Raw genomic sequence first — 18,166 nt, 5'->3', positions numbered from 1 at the left:
GTGAATTCCAGTACGAACAGCGGCGTCTACCCCCAAGGCATCAAGCTGGGGGTAGACGTCGGCACCGTCAGGGTTGGGCTGGCCATTTGCGACCCCGACGAAATCCTGGCCACGCCCTTCAAGACAGTGAGCCGCGACGCCAAGAAGAACTCCGATGTTCGCGTGGTGGTTAAACAGGCTGCGGAGATGCGGGCCGTGCAGATTTTCGTGGGCCTTCCAAAGACCATGAAGGGCGAGGAACGAAGCTCCGCGCAGATGGCAACGGAGTACGCCGAACTGCTGGTGGGCGAGCTTGCCCGCGCCGGTTTGGACGTTCCCGTGAACCTCGTAGATGAGCGTCTTTCCACTGTTACGGCGCACCGGAACCTGCACGAAGCTGGCATGAGCAGCAAGAACCACCGTAAAGTGGTTGATCAGGTTGCCGCTGCTGGAATACTTCAGCACGCGATCGACATGCAAAAAGCCAGAGGAACGGACGTTGGCCGCCGCGTAAATGCACCGGCGCAGTCCGATACATCCAGCAGTGCCCCAACGCTGCAGGCTTCCTCCGGCCCTGAACCAGATTCTTCTACGAGGGGACTGCAACTGTGAGCCCGGTCAACAACGACCCCTCCAGCGGGACCGCCGGCGGCGGCATGCCGCTGACCCGCAAGGAACTGCGGGCGCGGGAACGATTCCTCGCCACCCAGAACCAGAACGTCGTACCCGTTCCCGAAGCGACGCCGGGGGAAGCAGCGCCTTCGGCTGACGTTGAGCCTGAACTGCCCCGCCCGATTCCCGCTGTTCCCAGGCCAGCAGCTGCGCCTGCACCGGTTGTGCCGGAACGCGTTGCGCCTGAACCCGTTGCGCCTGAACCGGTTGCGCCCGAACCCGTGCGGGCGGTCGTGACTCCGCCCGTTCCGGAAGCAGCACCGGCAGTTGCGACGCCGGCTCCCAGTGAACACGTGGATGCCAGTGAACACGTGGATCCTGTGCTTTCGGAAGAGGAGCACCATGACGATGCCCTTCCGGTACCAGCTGTTGCACATGTCTATGCCGGTCATGCCAACGAGGCCCACCATTACGGTGTCCACGAAGGCTCGGTCCACGAAGGCTCTGTCCACGTTGACGATCATGCATTTGCAGAACATGCGCCCGAGTACGCTTACGAAGCCCACGAAGGTCACATGGAGCTCCATGAAGACCTTCATGAAGAGCTACATGACGAGCACCACCACCTCATCGCTCCAGTAGAAGTTACGGCCGCGTCCAAAGCCGCGGCCAAGAAGGCGCGGCGCCGCCGTCGTGTCCTTGCCTTGCTGATCACGCTGGGAGTCTTTGTTGCCGCCATCGCGATCGGCGCGCAATTCCTCAAGCCCCTCCTTGGCATGGACAAAGTCACCGATTACCCCGGTCCGGGCACTGGCTCCGTCAGCATTACGGTGCCGGAAGGGGCCGGCCCCAAGGCTGTGGCAACCGCCTTGGTGGAAAACCACGTCGTGGCAGATGCGGATTCCTTCGTCAAGGAATTCGTGAGCGAGGGCGGTGAACTCTCGCCGGGGGAATTCACCTTCCGTACCGAGATGAAAAACTCCGACGCCGTTGCGGTCCTCGCCAACAAAGACGCTTCCAAGGTGATCTACTTCGCCTTGAGTGCAGGTCTCCGGATCAACGAGTCGTTGGAGGCAATCTCCAAGGGCTCCGGCATTCCCATGGCCCAGCTCAATGGCTTCAACCAGGCGCCCGGACAATTCGGGGTGCCTGCGAAGGCCAAGAACCTGGAGGGCTTCCTCGCTCCGGGAGAGTACCGCTTCCCGCTGGGCACATCGGGTAAGGACATCATCCAGAAGCTGGTATCCAGCACCCTTGACGAGCTCAAGGCCCAAGGAATTACGGATCCGGCCAAGCAGTACGACACCGTAACCATCGCCAGCATCGTCCAGGCAGAGGGCGGCCAGGCCGACTACGGAAACGTCGCCGGCGCAATTTATAACCGGCTCAAGCCCAATAACACCGAGACCAACGGCCTCATCCAGTCAGACGCCACAGTCACCTATGGTCTGGGCAAGAAGTCCTTCCACCTCACGGATGAAGAGAAGGCTGACAAGTCCAACACCTACAACACCTATGCAAACCCAGGGCTGCCGGCCGGTCCGATTGGTTCCCCGGGCAAGACGGCGATCGATGCGGCGGCCAAACCGACGCAAAATGATTACCTGTACTGGGTGACCATCAACCTGGACACCAAGGAGACCAAGTTCTCCAAGACACTGGCCGAACACAGCACTTACGTTGAGCAGTACAACGCATGGTGCCAGGCCAACGCCGGACGGTGCGTGTGAGTCGTCGCGCCGCTGTCCTCGGGCACCCGATCTCACATTCGAAGTCTCCGGCGATGCACACTGCTGCCTATGCCAAGCTCGGTGTGGACATCGAATACTCGGCCATCGACCTGACAGTGGATAGGCTTCCGGCGTTCATGGATTCCCTTCGCGGGGATGGGGCGTGGTGTGGGCTTTCGGTAACCATGCCGTTGAAGTCGGCCATGGTCAGGGAAGTCGACGAGGTTCGTGGCGCTGGCGCCCACTTGGGTGTTATCAACACGGTGGTCTTCGAGAACGACGGCGGATCGGTCCGCCGCGTCGGCTACAACACCGATGTCAAGGGCATCGTGGAGGCAGTACGTTACGCAGGAATCGCTTCTGCACAGCATGCCGCCGTTCTTGGCGGTGGGGGTACCTCAGCTGCCGCCATCGCTGCCATCCACGAGCTCGGAGCTGAACACGTCGACGTTTTCGTTCGCGACACAACACGCGCCGTCGACGCGCAAGCCGCCGCGGCCGCCGTCGGAATTTCCCTGCGGCTCCGCCCCCTCAGTGAGGCGGCTACAGCAGTGGCCGGATCCGGGCTGGTCATCTCCACCTTTCCTCCGCGCGCGGCCGATGCGCTTGCGGAGGAACTCGCTGCCCTGCCAGGAACAGGGGCGGGGGTTTTGCTGGACGTCGCTTATGACCCTTGGCCGAGCCGCCTCGCCGAGGTTTGGCACGGCCATGGGGGAGCGGTGGTTCCCGGACTTGAAATGCTGATGTACCAAGCGGCGGAGCAGATCCGGCAGTTCAGTGGCTGTGACGTTGACGCCTCCGTCATAGATGTGATGTGCGACTCAGTTGGGCTCCCCCGGCGAGTGTTCTAGAGGCCTTACATGGCAGGATTGGTTATATGTTGCGTTGGTTGACTGCCGGTGAATCCCATGGTCCGGCTCTGATCGGAATTGTTGAAGGCGTGCCTGCCGGTGTTGAGCTCACCAGCGGGCAAATCCGTGATGCTTTGGCGCGTCGTCGCCTGGGCTACGGACGTGGCGCCCGCATGAAGTTTGAGCAGGATGAAGTCACGATCCTCGGTGGCGTGCGTCACGGCATCACCCAGGGTGGTCCGGTTGCCATTCAGGTGGGCAACACCGAATGGCCAAAATGGGAGCAGATTATGTCTGCTGATCCAGTGGACCCTGAAGTCCTTGCCGACCAAGCCCGGAACGCCCCGCTGACCCGCCCGCGCCCTGGGCACGCCGATTTCACCGGGATGCAGAAGTACGGCTTTGACGAAGCCCGTCCGGTGCTTGAGCGCGCAAGTGCGCGTGAAACCGCCACCCGTGTTGCTCTCGGTACCGTTGCCGCCCAGTTCCTTAAGCAGCTGGGCGTGGAATTGGTCAGCCACACCGTTTCCATCGCCAGCGTCACCGTACCTGAGGGCAAGGCGTTGCCTCTGCCCAAGGACGTCATCGCCCTTGACGCAGATCCCCTGCGCTGCTTCGACCGCGAAACGTCGGATGCCATGGTGGCCGAGGTGGATGCCGCCCACAAGGAAGGCGAGACCCTTGGAGGCGTGGTTGAGGTCCTTGCCTACGGACTTCCCCCTGGATTGGGCAGTTACGTCCATTGGGACCGCCGCCTCGATTCCCGCCTCGCCGCAGCGCTGATGGGTATTCAGGCCATCAAGGGCGTGGAGGTCGGTGACGGCTTCCTCACCGCTGCCCGCCGTGGTTCTGCAGCGCACGACGAAATCCTCAAGGATGAGAACGGCAAAATCATTCGTCAGACCAACCGTGCCGGCGGCATCGAGGGTGGCATGAGCATCGGCGAAGTTCTGCGCGTCCGCGCCGCCATGAAGCCCATTGCCACAGTTCCCCGTGCGCTGCGAACCATTGATGTCAGCACCGGGGAGCCAGCCAAGGCGCACCACCAGCGTTCGGACGTCTGCGCAGTTCCGGCAGCGGGCGTTGTGGCGGAGGCCATGGTGGCCCTTGTCCTCGCAGAAGCCATTGCCGAGAAATTCGGCGGTGACTCTGTTGCCGAGACCACGCGTAACCTGCAGAGCTACCTGGATAACATTCCGGCAACCTTGGACTCGGTCGGCCGGTAGTGGGCCGCGCTACCCAGGACGGCTGCGCTGGCCGTCCCGTTGTCCTGGTGGGCCCCATGGCAGTTGGCAAGTCTGCGATCGGCCAGCAACTTGCGCAGCAGCTCGGCGTTCCCTTCGTGGACACCGACGCCGTGGTGGTCGCAGCGCACGGCAGCATCGCTGACATTTTTGCTGGTCGGGGAGAACACGCGTTCCGGGAAATTGAAGCCCGGGCGGTGGCGAAGGCCATCGAGGGCGCCAAGCAACAACCAGCGGTGATTTCGCTGGGTGGCGGAGCCGTCCTGGACTCGGGAACCCAGCAATTGCTGGGGGAGTGCACCGTGGTTTACCTGGAATGCGATGCCTCGACTGTTGCGGACCGGATCGCGCGAAACACCGGAAGGCCTTTGCTGCAGGGCGACGCTATGTCCCGATGGGAGGCCCTGTTTGCCACCAGGCGTCCGGTCTATGAGCGTCTTGCAGATATCGTCCTGGACGTCCGTTCGGGATCCGTGGCTGAAATCGGCCTCCAGTTGGAGGAGCGGCTGCGCCAGCATGCAGCCTTGAAAGAGGAAGTTGAAAAGTGAGCAACGAAGCAACTGTCATCAAGGTGACCGGCCAATCAACCGCGGAGAACTACGACGTCGTGGTGGGCCGTGGCCTCCTGCAATCCCTCCCCGCCAAACTTGGCGAGCGGGTTCGGCGCGTGCTTGTCATTCACCCGCGCGCCCTTCGCCTGACCGGGGACACCGTCCGCGATGAGCTCGAAGCTGCTGGCTTTACGGCACTGACAGCCGAGATCCCGGACGCCGAAGAAGGCAAGCACATACAGGTTGCCGCTTTCTGCTGGCAGGTACTGGGACAGAACGACTTCACCCGCTCGGACGCTATTGTTGCCGTCGGTGGCGGCGCTGTGACCGACCTCGCCGGATTCGTTGCAGCCACGTGGCTGCGGGGAGTCAAAGTCATTCACATGCCCACCAGCCTGCTGGGTATGGTGGATGCCTCAGTTGGCGGCAAAACGGGTATCAACACTGCCGAAGGCAAGAACCTGGTGGGATCGTTCCATCCTCCTGCGGCTGTACTGGCGGATCTGGACACGCTCAAGACCTTGCCCAGGAATGAGCTGATTTCCGGAATGGCAGAGGTCATCAAGTGCGGCTTTATCGCCGATCCCGTGATCCTGGACCTCGTTGAAAAGAACACGGACGCAGTGATGGACCCGGAATCGGACGTTGTCCGTGAACTCATCGAGCGTGCCATTGCGGTCAAAGCCAACGTCGTCTCCCAGGACCTCAAGGAATCCGGGCTGCGCGAGATCCTGAATTATGGACACACCCTGGGCCATGCCATTGAACTCGTGGAGCGCTATTCGTGGCGCCATGGCGCGGCCGTGTCGGTAGGCATGATGTTCGCTGCGGAATTGGCCCGGAGCGTTGGACGTCTCTCGGACGCCGACGCCGATCGGCACCGCACCATCCTTGAGAGCCTTGGCCTCCCTATCACCTACCGCAAGGACCGCTGGCAAGGCCTGCTGGACGGGATGCGCCGGGATAAGAAGTCCCGTGGGGACCTCCTGCGCTTTGTTGTCCTGGACGGCGTGGGCAAGCCCGGCATTCTGGACGTCCCGGATACCTCCCTGTTGTTTGCCGCTTACCAGGAGATTGCTTCATGATGACCGCCCTCAGAGAAGGCGTCAGCGACTGGCCAACCGGCGGATTCCCGGGCGTCCGCACGAACCCCGATACTTTGCTGCCCGTCATCGTCAACGAAGACGCATTGGAGTCTGCGTTGGCGGCTTCGGAAGACCCTGCGGACCGGATCATGGCGCTGCTGCTGGAAAACCAGCCCAAGGAAGCGGCGGAACTGCTCGCTGAGGCACGCTACAAGGACCCGGAATCCTTCCGATTGCGGATTTTTGAAGCCGAAGTCCACCGGGCCACCAATCGCCTGGATCGTGCCATCCAACTGTTCCGCCAGCTGCTGCAGGAAGTCCAAGGTACTTCCAAGGAAGCGATCGTCCACCAGTATTTAGGCCGGGCATATTTCGTCAGCGGAAATGCGCTGGCAGCATCCGAGGAGTTCGCCAAGGCACTGGACCTAAGGGTTGCCAAGGCTGCCGATGCCGCACTGATCTACTCCTCTGCGGTGGCCCTCCAGCGGGCCAGGGATGTGCTGGAACTCGCGTCCTGATCCCGGGCGAAACCACCCGTAGGCAAGCCACTGTGCATTTGACGGTAGAATGGTTCTTGGATTTTTGATAAATACGCGCTGGCACGCCTTTTGGCGTGCTGGCTGGCATACCCGGCTGGAAGCTAGAAACCGTAGCTAGAACCAGTGAGAGAAACCAGAGGATACGAGTGGCAACCACAAACGACATCAAGAACGGAACCGTACTGAAGCTCGAGGGCCAGCTCTGGAACATCATTGAGTTCCAGCACGTCAAGCCGGGCAAGGGTGGCGCTTTCGTTCGCACCAAGATGCGCAATGTCATGTCCGGCAAGGTGGTTGACAAGACCTTCAACGCCGGACTGAAGATCGAGACCGCTACGGTTGACCGCCGTGACTACCAGTACCTGTACCAGGATGGCGAAGACTTCGTCTTCATGGACACCCAGGACTACGACCAAATCACCGTTTCCGGTGCCACGGTCGGCGACGCCACAAACTTCATGCTTGAGAACCAGATGGTGAACATCGCCATCCACGAAGGCACGCCGCTGTACATCGAGTTGCCGCCGAGCGTCGTTCTCGAAATCACCTACACCGAGCCCGGCCTCCAGGGCGACCGCTCCTCGGCAGGCACCAAGCCTGCGACCGTGGAAACCGGCTACGAAATCCAGGTTCCGCTGTTCGTGGAGCAGGGTACCAAAGTCAAGGTTGATACCCGCGACGGCAGCTACCTGGGCCGGGTCAACGACTAGTGAGCGCACGCGGTAAAGCCCGTAGCAGGGCACTTGAAGTACTTTTCGAGGCGGAGCAGCGCTCCGTTTCGGCTTTTGACGCGCTCAAGGCGCGTCGGGAGAAGACGGATCTCGTCATCAATCCTTACACGATGGAAATCGTTGAGGGTGTCGTCTCCATGCAGCCAACCATCGATGAGTTCCTGCAGACCTATGCCCAGGGCTGGACACTGGAGCGGATGCCTTCGGTAGACCGCATCATCCTCCGCATTGGCGCTTGGGAACTCCTCTACAACGACGAAGTCCCGGACGGAGTGGCTGTCAGCGAAGCTGTGGCCCTCGCCAAGACGATGTCCACGGACGAATCACCGGCCTTCATCAACGGCTTGCTTGGCCGGCTCCAGAAGCTCAAGCCGTCGCTTCTCGCCTAAGTGCACCGCCGGACCCGCATCCATTCAGGATGCGGGTCCTTCTCTTTAAGCGTGCTCAAGCTCCTAGTGCAGCACAGCCGCCCGAAGCGCTGGAATCGCACGAAGATGGTCAAGTTCATCCTGCTGATGAAGGAGCACATCGCGGCCGGTGAGGATGCGTTGGCGCGTGAACGCCAAGGCCGTGGCACCCTTGATGAATGCGCGCATCTGTGCGGCGCGACCACTGGAGGCCGCCCACCGAAGGGCATGTCGTCTTCCTTGGGATGTTGCCAGCATTTCAACTTCGGCAGGCGTAAACCATCCGGCCCTGGCATATTCGAGGAGCCGCTGGCGCGTGAGTTTGCCTTCGGCAATGCGCAGGAAAATGATGCCGAGGGCCGCGATCAGGAAGATTGGCACCTGCACCACGAAGTAGTCCAGCAGGAAGTCCTGGCCCATGCTGTTCCACCTGTTGTGCAGGAACATGGCCGGCAGGAGGCCGATGACGAAGGCCAGGACTGCATAGCCGGAATGCCACCTCCGGGCGGCGAATCCCATGACGAGGCCGGTTGTTCCCGTGAAAATGGCATGTGCGAAGGGTGACATTACCCCACGCAGGATGAAGATGCGGACAAGGTCCGTGCCGGGCTCCGATGATGACGCGATCTCACGGCCGAAGTAGAGGATGTTCTCCGTGAAAGCGAAGCCGGCGGCGATGGTAAAAGCAAAGACGACACCATCCACGGGGCCATCGAAGTACTTCCGGGCACCAAGGATGAGAAGCAACAGGCCTAGCGACTTGGTGAATTCCTCCACGATGGGAGCCTGGACCGTGGCCATGAAGTATGTGAATGCTTCTTCGCTGGTGGTAGGAGCTGCCAAGGCGAAGAGGGGCTGGATTAACAGGGTTCCGGCAATCGAAACTGCGGCTCCCCACGTGAAAGCGAACCAGAGCAGCCTTTTCGGTTCCGGCTCCCAACGGTCAATGAGCCGTACGGTCAGCAGCACTACCGACAACGGGATCAGGGAGGCGATGAACCCGATCACGAAGCCGGCGATTCCTGTATTGCCCAGCAGGAACGGAACCACCAGGAGAAGGCTGCCGAGGACTAATATGACGCCCGCCAGGAGCAGGGGGAGTGTGCCCGGCGACCGGCGTCCCCGGGATGCCGGTGGAGCCGCCCAGGTCTGCTGGGGAAGGTCGCCGGGGTTCCCGGGGGCTGGTTGGTAGTTTCCGGGATGTACGCGTCCGATCCATGTTGGATTGGCGGCTGGTTCCAGATAGGGCCGCGGGTAGGGCTGGTGTCCGCCGGCGTGCCCAGGATGGTTGCTGCTCATGGCCTAGAGCCTATTCCACAGCCTTGACTGTGAGCTTTAACTCACCGCCTCGTCCGCCGCCCGGTGAGGCTGCCAGTTTGCGCTGTGGTAGTTTTGGAAGGCAAATATTCCTTTTTTAATTCCGTCCCGTGAGGCGGGGAAAGGGGAGACGAGCGAATGACTGAAGTCACCTCAGCGCAGGTTCCGTCGCGGGTTGTTCTCAACCAAGCGGACATTGATCGCGCGCTGACTCGTATCGCCCATGAGATCCTCGAAGCCAACAAAGGTTCCCAGGATCTGGTTCTTTTGGGCATTCCCAGCCGTGGTTATCCCTTGGCCGTGCGGCTCGCCAACAAGATCGCTGCGGCTGACCCCAGCGTCAACGCGGAAACGATCGTCGGGCAACTCGACGTCACCATGTTCCGTGACGATCTTTCACACCAGCCCACCAGGCCGCCCCACCACACACGCCTGCCACTGTCCGGTATCGACAACAAGGTTGTTGTCCTCATTGATGACGTCCTGTATTCGGGCCGCACCATCCGGGCTGCACTTGACGCCTTGGTGGACCTTGGCCGTCCCAGGATTGTCCGCCTGGCCGTCCTGGTGGACAGGGGCCACCGTGAGCTTCCCATCCGTGCGGACCATGTAGGCAAGAACCTACCAACTTCCTCCGCGGAAAAGGTCCGCGTCCACCTCGAGGAAATCGACTCCGTGGACGGCGTTCCGGTCAACGAGGTAGTAATCGAGGCCGGAAAGTGAAGCACCTCCTCTCCACTGAGAACCTCAGCGCTTTCGACGCCATCCGCGTCCTGGATACAGCCGAGGAAATGTCGGCCGTCGGCGACCGCGAGGTCAAGAAGCTCCCCGCCCTCCGTGGCCGTACGGTAGTGAACCTCTTCTTCGAGGACTCCACCCGTACGCGGATCTCCTTCGAAGCTGCAGCAAAGCGGCTTTCAGCCGATGTCATCAACTTCGCCGCCAAAGGATCTTCGGTGTCCAAAGGCGAGTCCCTCAAAGACACTGCGCAGACGCTGGCCGCCATGGGCGCGGACGCGGTGGTCATCCGTCACTGGGCTTCCGGCGCTCCGCACCGGCTTGCCGCTACGGACTGGATCGACGCCGCAGTGATCAACGCAGGCGATGGCACCCACGAACACCCCACACAGGCGCTGTTGGACGCGTTCACCATGCGCCGCCACTGGTCCCAGCTCAAGGGGACGAAATCCACTGGTGCGGACCTTCGAGGCATGCGTGTGGCGATCGTCGGAGATGTCCTGCACTCCCGAGTGGCCCGGTCCAACGTCTGGCTCCTGCGAACGCTGGGTGCCGAGGTCACGTTGGTTGCGCCACCCACACTGCTGCCGATCGGCGTCGAGCACTGGCCTTGCAAGGTCAGCTACAACCTGGACGAAACGCTGGAAGCGGGCGTCGACGCGATGATGATGCTGCGAGTCCAGGGTGAGCGCATGCATGCCTCGTTCTTCCCGTCTACCCGTGAGTACTCACGGCGCTGGGGCTTCGACGACGCACGGCTTCGGGCACTGGATGACCTTGGCATGAAAGACACCATCATCATGCACCCCGGCCCCATGAACCGTGGCCTGGAAATTTCCTCGGCCGCCGCCGATTCGCCCCGCTCAACAGTGCTTGCACAGGTGCGGAACGGTGTTTCAGTGCGCATGGCCGCCCTTTACCTGCTGCTCTCCGGGGATTCCCGCGAAGCAACTGCCGCAACGGCAGCAACCCCCCACTCTGTAAGCCAGCCCACCAAGGAGAGCAACTGATGGCCGAGAACACGTACCTGATCCGCGGGGCCGCCATTCTCGGCGGCGAAGCTGAAGACCTGCTGATCCGCGATGGCATCATCGCCGCCCGGGGCAAGGATCTGCACGACGACGACGCCACAGTGATCGACGGGACGGGCCTGGTTGCCCTCCCCGGCATGGTTGACGTCCACACGCACCTGCGCGAACCCGGCCGCGAAGATGCTGAAACGGTCGAGACCGGCACTCGTGCCGCAGCCCTGGGTGGCTTCACGGCCGTCCACGCCATGGCCAACAGCAACCCCGTTGCTGACACGGCAGGCGTCGTCGAACAGGTCCACAGCCTCGGCCGCGCGTCCGGCTGGGTGGACGTGCGTCCTGTTGGCGCTGTCACGGTTGGCCTGGCCGGTGAACAACTTGCGGAACTGGGTGCGATGGCGGATTCCCGCGCCCAGGTGCGGATGTTCTCCGATGATGGCATCTGCGTGCACGATCCCGTGCTGATGCGCCGCGCGCTGGAGTACGTCAAAGCGTTCGACGGCGTGGTTGCCCAGCACGCGCAGGAACCCCGCCTTACCGCCGGGGCGCAGATGAACGAAGGCGCTGTCTCGGCGGTGCTGGGTCTCGCCGGTTGGCCGGCCGTGGCAGAGGAAAGCATCATCGCCCGCGACGTCCTGCTCACGCAGCATGTGGGTTCCCGCCTCCACGTTTGCCACGTCTCCACCGCTGGATCTGTTGAAATCGTCCGCTGGGCCAAAGCCCGGGGGATCAACGTCACGGCCGAGGTCACGCCCCACCACCTGCTCCTCACCGACGAACTGGTCCGCAGCTACGATCCCGTGTATAAAGTCAACCCGCCGCTGCGTACGGATGCGGACGTCCAGGCGCTCCGTGAAGGCCTGGCTGACGGCACGATCGATGTTGTCGGCACGGACCACGCCCCGCACCCCAGCGAGCACAAGGAATGCGAATGGGCCCAGGCGGCCATGGGCATGACTGGCCTGGAAACGGCATTGTCTGTTGTCCAGGAGACGATGATCGAAACCGGACTCATGACGTGGGCCGACTTCGCCAGGGTCACCTCTTTCACGCCGGCAGTTATCGGCCGCGTGGCGGACCAGGGCCGCCCGTTGGAGGAAGGCGAGCCCGCCAACGTCATCCTGGTGGACCCGGCTGCGCGTTGGACGGTCGACCCCCATAAGATGGCCACCATGGGCCGCAATTCACCGTTCAAGGGCAAAGAGCTGCCCGGATCCGTGGTGGCAACCTTCTTCAAGGGCCACCCAACGGTTCTCAACGGCAAGCTCAACACCCCGTACCGGTACGCCGGAAACTACCCAACCCCGGATGCCGCCGGGGCAGTCAGCGGTAGCTGATGAGCAACCAGACACTCACCGTGCTCATCACGGTGCCGTTGATCATCGTCGTCCTGATGATGATCTGGCTGGGGTGGCGGAACAGGCTCAGGCGACAAGCCGACGTCGAACGCCTCCCCGAGGTGCCGCAGCAGCTGACACCGGCCACGGTAGTAGCGGAGGGCCAGTACGTTGCCACTACCACGGCAGGTGACTGGCTGGACCGGATCGCAGTGCAAGGCCTCGGACTCCGCACCAATGCGGAACTGAGCATCCATACTGAAGGCATCTTGTTCGACCGCTCGGGCGCCGCCCCGGTGTTCATCCCGCGCGCCGCAGTGGCTGACAGCCGCCAAGCAGCCGGCATGGCCGGGAAGTTCGTGGAAAAAGACGGACTCCTGGTCGTCAGCTGGAAGCTGGGCGGCAAGGAACTGGATACCGGATTCCGGACCAGGCATGCAGCCGACAAAGAGCTCCTCCTCGAAGCCATTCAAGAATTGATCTCCGCAGCCCCTCAGGCAGATGCCGATAGTGGAAAGTAATAAAGTGACGGACAGTAAAGCAGCCACCACACCCACCCCCTCCGCAGCAGTACTGGTGCTGGAAGACGGCCGCATGTTCCGCGGCCGCAGCTACGGCGCCCAGGGAACGGCCCTCGGTGAGGCCGTCTTCGCCACCGGAATGACCGGCTACCAGGAGACCATCACCGATCCCTCATATGCCCGCCAGCTCGTGGTGCAGACAGCACCCCACATCGGCAACACGGGCGTCAACAGCGAAGACGCTGAGTCCCGCCGCATCTGGGTGGCAGGGTACATTGTGCGCGACGCTGCCCGCCGCCCCTCCAACTGGCGTTCGGAAGGCAGTCTCGATGATGAACTCGTGGAGCAAGGCATCGTGGGCATCCAGGGCGTCGACACCCGTGCCATCACCCGGCACCTCCGCGAGCACAAGACCATGCGCGCAGGCATCTTCTCGGGCGAGGCCGCCCAGGCATCGGACAAGGAGCTCCTGAACGCCGTGCTGGCAAGCGCCCCCATGGAAGGCGCGGCGCTGGCTGAAGAGGTGTCCATTGATGAGGCGTACGTCGTGGAACCCAAGGACCACGGCTGGGATGGCGAGCCCAGGTTCTCCATCGCCGCCGTCGACCTCGGCATCAAGGCCATGACCCCGGTCCGCTTCGCGGAGCGCGGCGTGCGGGTGCATGTCCTTCCGGCGACGTCCACCCTGGAGGATGTCAACGCGGTCAATCCGGACGGCTTCTTCATGTCCAACGGGCCCGGTGACCCTGCCACCGCAGACCACCAGGTCTCACTCCTGCGCTCGGTTCTGGACGAGAAACTGCCCTACTTCGGCATCTGCTTCGGCAATCAGATCCTGGGCCGTGCCCTCGGCTTTGGAACCTACAAGCTCCGCTACGGCCACCGCGGCATCAACCAGCCGGTGATGGACCGCCGCACCGGCAAGGTTGAAATCACGTCGCAGAACCACGGCTTCGCCGTCGACGCGCCGCTGAACGGTGCCACGATCGCCCCCGAGGAGCGTTACGGCCGCGTGGAAGTCAGCCACGTCTCCTTGAATGACGACGTCGTTGAGGGCCTCGCCTGCCTCGACATCCCCGCGTTCTCGGTCCAGTACCACCCTGAAGCTGCGGCTGGCCCGCACGATGCTGCGTACCTCTTCGACCGCTTTATCGACCTCATGGCCGAAACCAAATCGGCCACCGTCGGCGCCGCCAACTCCACCGAATCCAAGACTGAGGACAAGAAGTAATGCCCAAGCGTACAGATCTCAAGAGCGTCCTTGTCATCGGTTCCGGCCCCATCGTCATCGGCCAGGCAGCCGAGTTCGACTACTCCGGTACCCAGGCTCTCCGCGTCCTCAAGGAGGAAGGCCTCCGCGTCATCCTCGTGAACTCCAACCCGGCCACGATCATGACGGACCCCGAGTTCGCCGACGCGACCTACGTCGAGCCCATCACGCCCGAGGTTGTTGAGAAGATCATCGCCAAGGAACGTCCGGACGCTATCCTGCCCACCTTGGGTGGCCAGACGGCTCTGAACACTGCCATCGCGTTGGACAAGAACGGTGTGCTGGAGAAGTACAACGTGGAACTCATTGGCGCAAACATTGCTGCCATTGAGCTCGGAGAAGACCGCGAGAAGTTCAAGGGCGTCGTTGAGCGTTGTGGCGCCGAGTCGGCCCGCAGCCACATCATTCACAGTATGGACGAAGCCTTCGCTGCGGCCGAAGACCTCGGCTACCCCATGGTGGTCCGCCCGTCCTTCACGATGGGTGGCTTGGGCTCAGGCTTGGCTTACAACGAGGACGACCTCCGCCGCATCGTCGGCCAGGGCCTCCAGTACAGCCCCACCACCGAGGTCCTGCTCGAAGAGAGCATTCTCGGCTGGAAGGAATACGAGCTTGAGATGATGCGCGACAAGAACGACAACGTCGTTGTTGTTTGCTCCATCGAAAACTTCGATCCCGTAGGCGTCCACACCGGTGACTCCATCACGGTTGCTCCGGCGCTGACCCTCACGGACCGCGAGTACCAAAAGCTTCGGGACGTCTCTATCGCTGTTATCCGCGAAGTCGGCGTGGACACCGGTGGCTGCAACATCCAGTTCGCCATCGACCCCGCTACGGGACGCGTCGTGGTTATCGAGATGAACCCGCGCGTATCCCGTTCCTCCGCGCTGGCCTCCAAGGCAACGGGCTTCGCCATTGCCAAGATCGCCACCAAGCTCTCCCTTGGTTACACCCTGGACGAGATCCCGAATGACATCACCCAGAAGACGCCGGCATCGTTTGAACCGACGTTGGACTACGTTGTGGTCAAGGTGCCGCGCTTCGCCTTTGAGAAGTTCCCGGCAGCCGACAACACGCTGACCACCACCATGAAGTCCGTTGGCGAAGCCATGGCCATGGGCCGCAACTTCACCGAAGCCCTGCAGAAGGCCCTCCGCTCATTGGAGCAAAAGGGCTCGCAGCTGGACTTCAGCTCCGTGCCGGAGTACGAGGTTGCCGAGCTCATCGAGAAGGCCAAGCGTCCCACGACGGACCGCCTGCACCAGGTGCAGCGCGCGCTCCTGGGTGGCGCCACGGTGGAAGACCTCTTCGAAGCCACCAAGATCGATCCTTGGTTCCTGGACCAGCTGCAGCTCCTTAACGAGACCGCGCAGGAGATCCGCAAGGCTGGCGTGCTCACCGAGGAAATGCTGCGCAACGCCAAGCGCCATGGTTTCTCCGACGAGCAGATCGGTGCCTTGACGCACAACAATGAGGCAGTGGTCCGCGGCGTCCGCCAGGCCTTGGGTATCCGTCCGGTCTACAAGACGGTGGACACCTGTGCCGCTGAGTTTGCCGCTTACACCCCGTACCACTACTCGTCCTACGACGAGGAAGATGAGGTAGGCCTGCACGCCAAGCCCTCCGTCATCATCCTTGGTTCAGGGCCCAACCGCATTGGCCAGGGCATCGAGTTCGACTACTCCTGCGTCCACGCCTCCATGGCGCTGCGCAAGGCCGGCTACGAGACCGTCATGGTCAACTGCAACCCCGAGACTGTCTCCACCGACTACGACGTTTCCACGCGCCTTTACTTCGAGCCGCTGACCCTTGAGGACGTCCTCGAGGTCATCGCCGCTGAAGAGCGCACCGGTGGCGTCATGGGCGTCTTCGTCCAGCTCGGTGGCCAGACGCCCCTGAAGCTTGCACAGCAGCTTGCCGACGCCGGTGTGCCGATCCTGGGCACCTCTCCTGAGGCGATTGACCTCGCAGAGCACCGTGGCGCCTTCGCCCGTGTCCTGGACGAGGCGGGCCTGACCTCCCCGAAGAACGGGACCGCCGTTTCCTTCGAGGATGCCAAGAAGATCGCTGACGAGATCGGTTATCCCGTGCTTGTCCGTCCGTCCTATGTCCTGGGTGGCCGCGGGATGGAGATCGTCTACGATGAGGCAAACCTCTCCCGCTACATCGCCAACGCCACGGAAATCACCACGGACCACCCGGTGCTGATTGACCGCTTCCTGGAAGACGCGGTCGAAATCGATGTCGATGCCCTCTTCGACGGCACCGACATGTACCTCGGCGGCATCATGGAACACATCGAGGAGGCCGGTATCCACTCCGGAGACTCGGCCTGTGTCCTTCCTCCGATCACACTTGGCAACAACGTGATCGAGCGCGTGCGCACTGCAACGCGGGCCATCGCTGAGGGCGTGGGCGTCCGTGGCCTTATCAACATCCAGTTCGCGCTGGCCTCCGACGTCCTGTACGTCCTTGAAGCGAACCCGCGTGCTTCGCGTACGGTACCGTTCGTTTCCAAGGCCACTGGCGTTCAGATGGCCAAGGCTGCCGCACTGATCGGTACCGGTGTCACCATCAACCAGCTCCGCAGCGCCTACAAGATGCTGCCGGAAACCGGTGACGGTTCCACCTTGCCCCTGGACGCTCCGGTCGCCGTCAAGGAAGCTGTCCTGCCGTTCAGCCGCTTCCGTACTCCGGAGGGCAAGGTTGTCGACTCCCTGCTCGGGCCCGAAATGCGGTCCACGGGCGAAGTCATGGGTATCGACAAGCACTTCGATACCGCATTCGCCAAGAGCCAGGCCGCCGCAAACAACGCGCTGCCCACCGAAGGCAAGATCTTCGTTTCGGTAGCCAACCGCGACAAGCGCTCGGTGATCATGGGCGTCAAGCGCCTCTCGGACCTTGGCTTCGAGATCGTCTCCACGGGTGGCACGGCTGACGTCCTGCGCCGCAACGGCATCCAGGCGACTCCGGTCCGCAAGGTGGCCGAGGGCAGCAGCGCCGAAGGTGAAGGCACTATCGCAGACCTCGTCATTGCCGGCGAGATCGACATGGTGTTCAACACCCCGTCCGGTGGGGAAGCCCGCAGCGATGGCTACGAGCTCCGGGCAGCGGCTACCTCCATCGGCATTCCCTGCATCACCACTGTGGCTGAGTTCAACGCAGCCGTGCAGGCAATTGAGGCACTTCGCACCTACGAGTGGTCGGTCACCAGCCTGCAGGAGCACGCAGCCAACCTGAGCGCATCACAGGCCGCCGTCAATGCCTGACTCTGTTGTTGGGCACGAGGCCCAGGACGCGCAGCAGCCGGACCGGGAGTCATTTGGCTCCCGGCTGGCTGCCGCAATGGCCAGCCGCGGTCCGCTGTGCGTCGGAATCGATCCTCATCCCCAGCTTCTGGCTGACTGGGGACTGAACGACGACGTCGCCGGGCTGGAGCGCTTCTCGCTCAGCGTTGTGGAGGCCGTGGCTTCCCTCGCTGCCGCGGTGAAGCCGCAAGTGGCATTGTACGAACGCCACGGCTCGGCGGGCATGGCTGTCCTGGAGCGGACCCTGGCCGCAGCTGCCGAGGCGGATGTGCTGAGCATCGCCGACGCCAAGCGCGGTGATATCGGGTCCACCATGGCTGCCTACGCAGATGCATGGTTGCGTGACGGTTCAGCCCTGGCCGCAGATTCAGTGACCTTGAGTCCATACTTGGGCTTCGAATCCCTGCGTCCGGCCCTGGACCTTGCTGCGCAAAATGGCAGGGGAGTGTTTGTGCTCGCATTGACATCCAATCCGGAGGGAAAGTCTGTCCAGCACGTTGGCGGAAGCAATTCCGTCGCCCGCGGGATAGTCTCCGCCGCCGCAGCCGAGAACAAGCGCTACACGGGCGTCCTGGGTTCAGTGGGACTTGTTGTGGGCGCCACCATCGGTTCTGCACTCGAAGATCTGGACATCGACCTCGGCCCGGTCCGCGGAGCAATCCTGGCGCCTGGCCTGGGTGCGCAGGGTGCTACGCCCGCGGATCTCCGCTCCACGTTCGGCGCCGCCTATCCCACAGTGCTGGCTACGTCGAGCCGGGGCATCCTTGCCGCCGGTCCAACGAAGGCTGCCTTGCGGGCGGCTACCCAGGAAACACTCGACGGGCTACGAGCGGAATGATTCACTGACGCCTCATTGCGCAACCTGCCGCCTGCCGGTAGGTTCAGGATCAGTTTCGCGTGACGTGAATCACAAATCCG

At 62.5% G+C, this 18,166-nt stretch carries 17 protein-coding genes; 16 read left to right on the top strand and 1 reads right to left on the bottom strand.

Going from position 1 to position 18,166, the window contains the following annotated elements; translation table 11 throughout:
• The 9 genes from ruvX (at position 1) to nusB (ending at position 7,711) form a co-directional block, all read left to right on the top strand.
• Positions 1-591, top strand: coding sequence for a Holliday junction resolvase RuvX (gene ruvX / locus AC1DCM_RS19960; protein WP_431115386.1), 591 nt, complete (start codon positions 1-3; stop codon positions 589-591).
• Positions 588-2,321, top strand: coding sequence for an endolytic transglycosylase MltG (gene mltG, locus AC1DCM_RS19955; protein ID WP_477519453.1), 1,734 nt, complete (start codon positions 588-590; stop codon positions 2,319-2,321). Before ruvX ends, mltG begins: the two co-directional genes overlap by 4 nt.
• Entirely contained in the window at positions 2,318-3,172 is an 855-nt protein-coding gene (locus tag AC1DCM_RS19950) for a shikimate dehydrogenase (RefSeq protein WP_431115384.1), read from the top strand. The genes mltG and AC1DCM_RS19950 overlap by 4 nt, the downstream gene beginning before the upstream one ends.
• A 26-nt stretch (positions 3,173-3,198) precedes the next feature.
• Positions 3,199-4,398, top strand: coding sequence for a chorismate synthase (gene aroC / locus AC1DCM_RS19945; protein ID WP_431115383.1), 1,200 nt, complete (start codon positions 3,199-3,201; stop codon positions 4,396-4,398).
• Positions 4,398-4,964: a shikimate kinase gene (locus AC1DCM_RS19940; RefSeq protein ID WP_431115382.1), complete on the top strand. Its 567-nt coding sequence runs from the start codon at positions 4,398-4,400 to the stop codon at positions 4,962-4,964. The genes aroC and AC1DCM_RS19940 overlap by 1 nt, the downstream gene beginning before the upstream one ends.
• The gene (aroB, locus tag AC1DCM_RS19935; protein WP_477519452.1) at positions 4,961-6,052 is read left to right on the top strand and encodes a 3-dehydroquinate synthase; all 1,092 of its coding nucleotides are present in this window, start codon (positions 4,961-4,963) and stop codon (positions 6,050-6,052) included. Before AC1DCM_RS19940 ends, aroB begins: the two co-directional genes overlap by 4 nt.
• On the top strand, positions 6,049-6,570 hold the full coding sequence (locus AC1DCM_RS19930; RefSeq protein ID WP_442005703.1) for a tetratricopeptide repeat protein: 522 nt from the start codon (positions 6,049-6,051) through the stop codon (positions 6,568-6,570). Before aroB ends, AC1DCM_RS19930 begins: the two co-directional genes overlap by 4 nt.
• Positions 6,571-6,737: 167 nt before the next feature.
• Entirely contained in the window at positions 6,738-7,301 is a 564-nt protein-coding gene (efp, locus tag AC1DCM_RS19925; RefSeq protein WP_011774957.1) for an elongation factor P, read from the top strand.
• On the top strand, positions 7,301-7,711 hold the full coding sequence (gene nusB, locus AC1DCM_RS19920) for a transcription antitermination factor NusB (protein ID WP_216925562.1): 411 nt from the start codon (positions 7,301-7,303) through the stop codon (positions 7,709-7,711). Before efp ends, nusB begins: the two co-directional genes overlap by 1 nt.
• Positions 7,712-7,774: 63 nt before the next feature.
• On the opposite strand, the gene AC1DCM_RS19915 is transcribed toward nusB, so the two are convergent.
• On the bottom strand, positions 7,775-9,028 hold the full coding sequence (locus AC1DCM_RS19915) for a PrsW family intramembrane metalloprotease (protein ID WP_477519451.1): 1,254 nt from the start codon (positions 9,026-9,028) through the stop codon (positions 7,775-7,777).
• 156 nt (positions 9,029-9,184) lie between these two features.
• On the opposite strand from AC1DCM_RS19915, the gene pyrR reads away from it, so the two are divergent.
• The 7 genes from pyrR to pyrF are packed head-to-tail and all read left to right on the top strand — an operon-like array spanning position 9,185 to position 18,086.
• The gene (pyrR, locus tag AC1DCM_RS19910) at positions 9,185-9,769 is read left to right on the top strand and encodes a bifunctional pyr operon transcriptional regulator/uracil phosphoribosyltransferase PyrR (protein ID WP_431115377.1); all 585 of its coding nucleotides are present in this window, start codon (positions 9,185-9,187) and stop codon (positions 9,767-9,769) included.
• Complete coding sequence (locus AC1DCM_RS19905; protein WP_477519450.1) at positions 9,766-10,794, top strand: aspartate carbamoyltransferase catalytic subunit; 1,029 nt, start codon at positions 9,766-9,768, stop codon at positions 10,792-10,794. The genes pyrR and AC1DCM_RS19905 overlap by 4 nt, the downstream gene beginning before the upstream one ends.
• Positions 10,794-12,149 carry a dihydroorotase gene (locus AC1DCM_RS19900; protein ID WP_416416026.1) on the top strand — a complete coding sequence of 452 codons (1,356 nt, stop codon included), beginning with the start codon at positions 10,794-10,796 and terminating at the stop codon, positions 12,147-12,149. Before AC1DCM_RS19905 ends, AC1DCM_RS19900 begins: the two co-directional genes overlap by 1 nt.
• The gene (locus AC1DCM_RS19895) at positions 12,149-12,670 is read left to right on the top strand and encodes a PH-like domain-containing protein (RefSeq protein ID WP_442017744.1); all 522 of its coding nucleotides are present in this window, start codon (positions 12,149-12,151) and stop codon (positions 12,668-12,670) included. The genes AC1DCM_RS19900 and AC1DCM_RS19895 overlap by 1 nt, the downstream gene beginning before the upstream one ends.
• The gene (gene carA, locus AC1DCM_RS19890; protein WP_477519449.1) at positions 12,651-13,901 is read left to right on the top strand and encodes a glutamine-hydrolyzing carbamoyl-phosphate synthase small subunit; all 1,251 of its coding nucleotides are present in this window, start codon (positions 12,651-12,653) and stop codon (positions 13,899-13,901) included. Before AC1DCM_RS19895 ends, carA begins: the two co-directional genes overlap by 20 nt.
• Positions 13,901-17,209: a carbamoyl-phosphate synthase large subunit gene (gene carB, locus AC1DCM_RS19885; protein WP_477519448.1), complete on the top strand. Its 3,309-nt coding sequence runs from the start codon at positions 13,901-13,903 to the stop codon at positions 17,207-17,209. The genes carA and carB overlap by 1 nt, the downstream gene beginning before the upstream one ends.
• Positions 17,202-18,086 (top strand): orotidine-5'-phosphate decarboxylase, encoded by an 885-nt coding sequence (pyrF, locus tag AC1DCM_RS19880; protein WP_477519447.1) that lies wholly within the window; start codon positions 17,202-17,204, stop codon positions 18,084-18,086. The genes carB and pyrF overlap by 8 nt, the downstream gene beginning before the upstream one ends.
• Positions 18,087-18,166: the final 80 nt, after the last annotated feature.

It is taken from the genome of Paenarthrobacter sp. 10N417, from assembly GCF_056394745.1.
The sequence above is the reverse complement of the archived record's forward strand: the minus strand, read 5'-3'. Positions and strand labels throughout refer to the sequence as shown.

Coding starts and splice junctions, on each gene's coding strand:
- aroC (WP_431115383.1), top strand. CDS start 3,199: ATGTTGCGTTGGTTGACTGCCGGTGAATCCCATGGTCCGGCTCTGATC.
- AC1DCM_RS19930 (WP_442005703.1), top strand. CDS start 6,049: ATGATGACCGCCCTCAGAGAAGGCGTCAGCGACTGGCCAACCGGCGGA.
- AC1DCM_RS19915 (WP_477519451.1), bottom strand. CDS start 9,028: ATGAGCAGCAACCATCCTGGGCACGCCGGCGGACACCAGCCCTACCCG.
- pyrR (WP_431115377.1), top strand. CDS start 9,185: ATGACTGAAGTCACCTCAGCGCAGGTTCCGTCGCGGGTTGTTCTCAAC.
- AC1DCM_RS19900 (WP_416416026.1), top strand. CDS start 10,794: ATGGCCGAGAACACGTACCTGATCCGCGGGGCCGCCATTCTCGGCGGC.
- AC1DCM_RS19895 (WP_442017744.1), top strand. CDS start 12,149: ATGAGCAACCAGACACTCACCGTGCTCATCACGGTGCCGTTGATCATC.
- carA (WP_477519449.1), top strand. CDS start 12,651: ATGCCGATAGTGGAAAGTAATAAAGTGACGGACAGTAAAGCAGCCACC.
- carB (WP_477519448.1), top strand. CDS start 13,901: ATGCCCAAGCGTACAGATCTCAAGAGCGTCCTTGTCATCGGTTCCGGC.
- pyrF (WP_477519447.1), top strand. CDS start 17,202: ATGCCTGACTCTGTTGTTGGGCACGAGGCCCAGGACGCGCAGCAGCCG.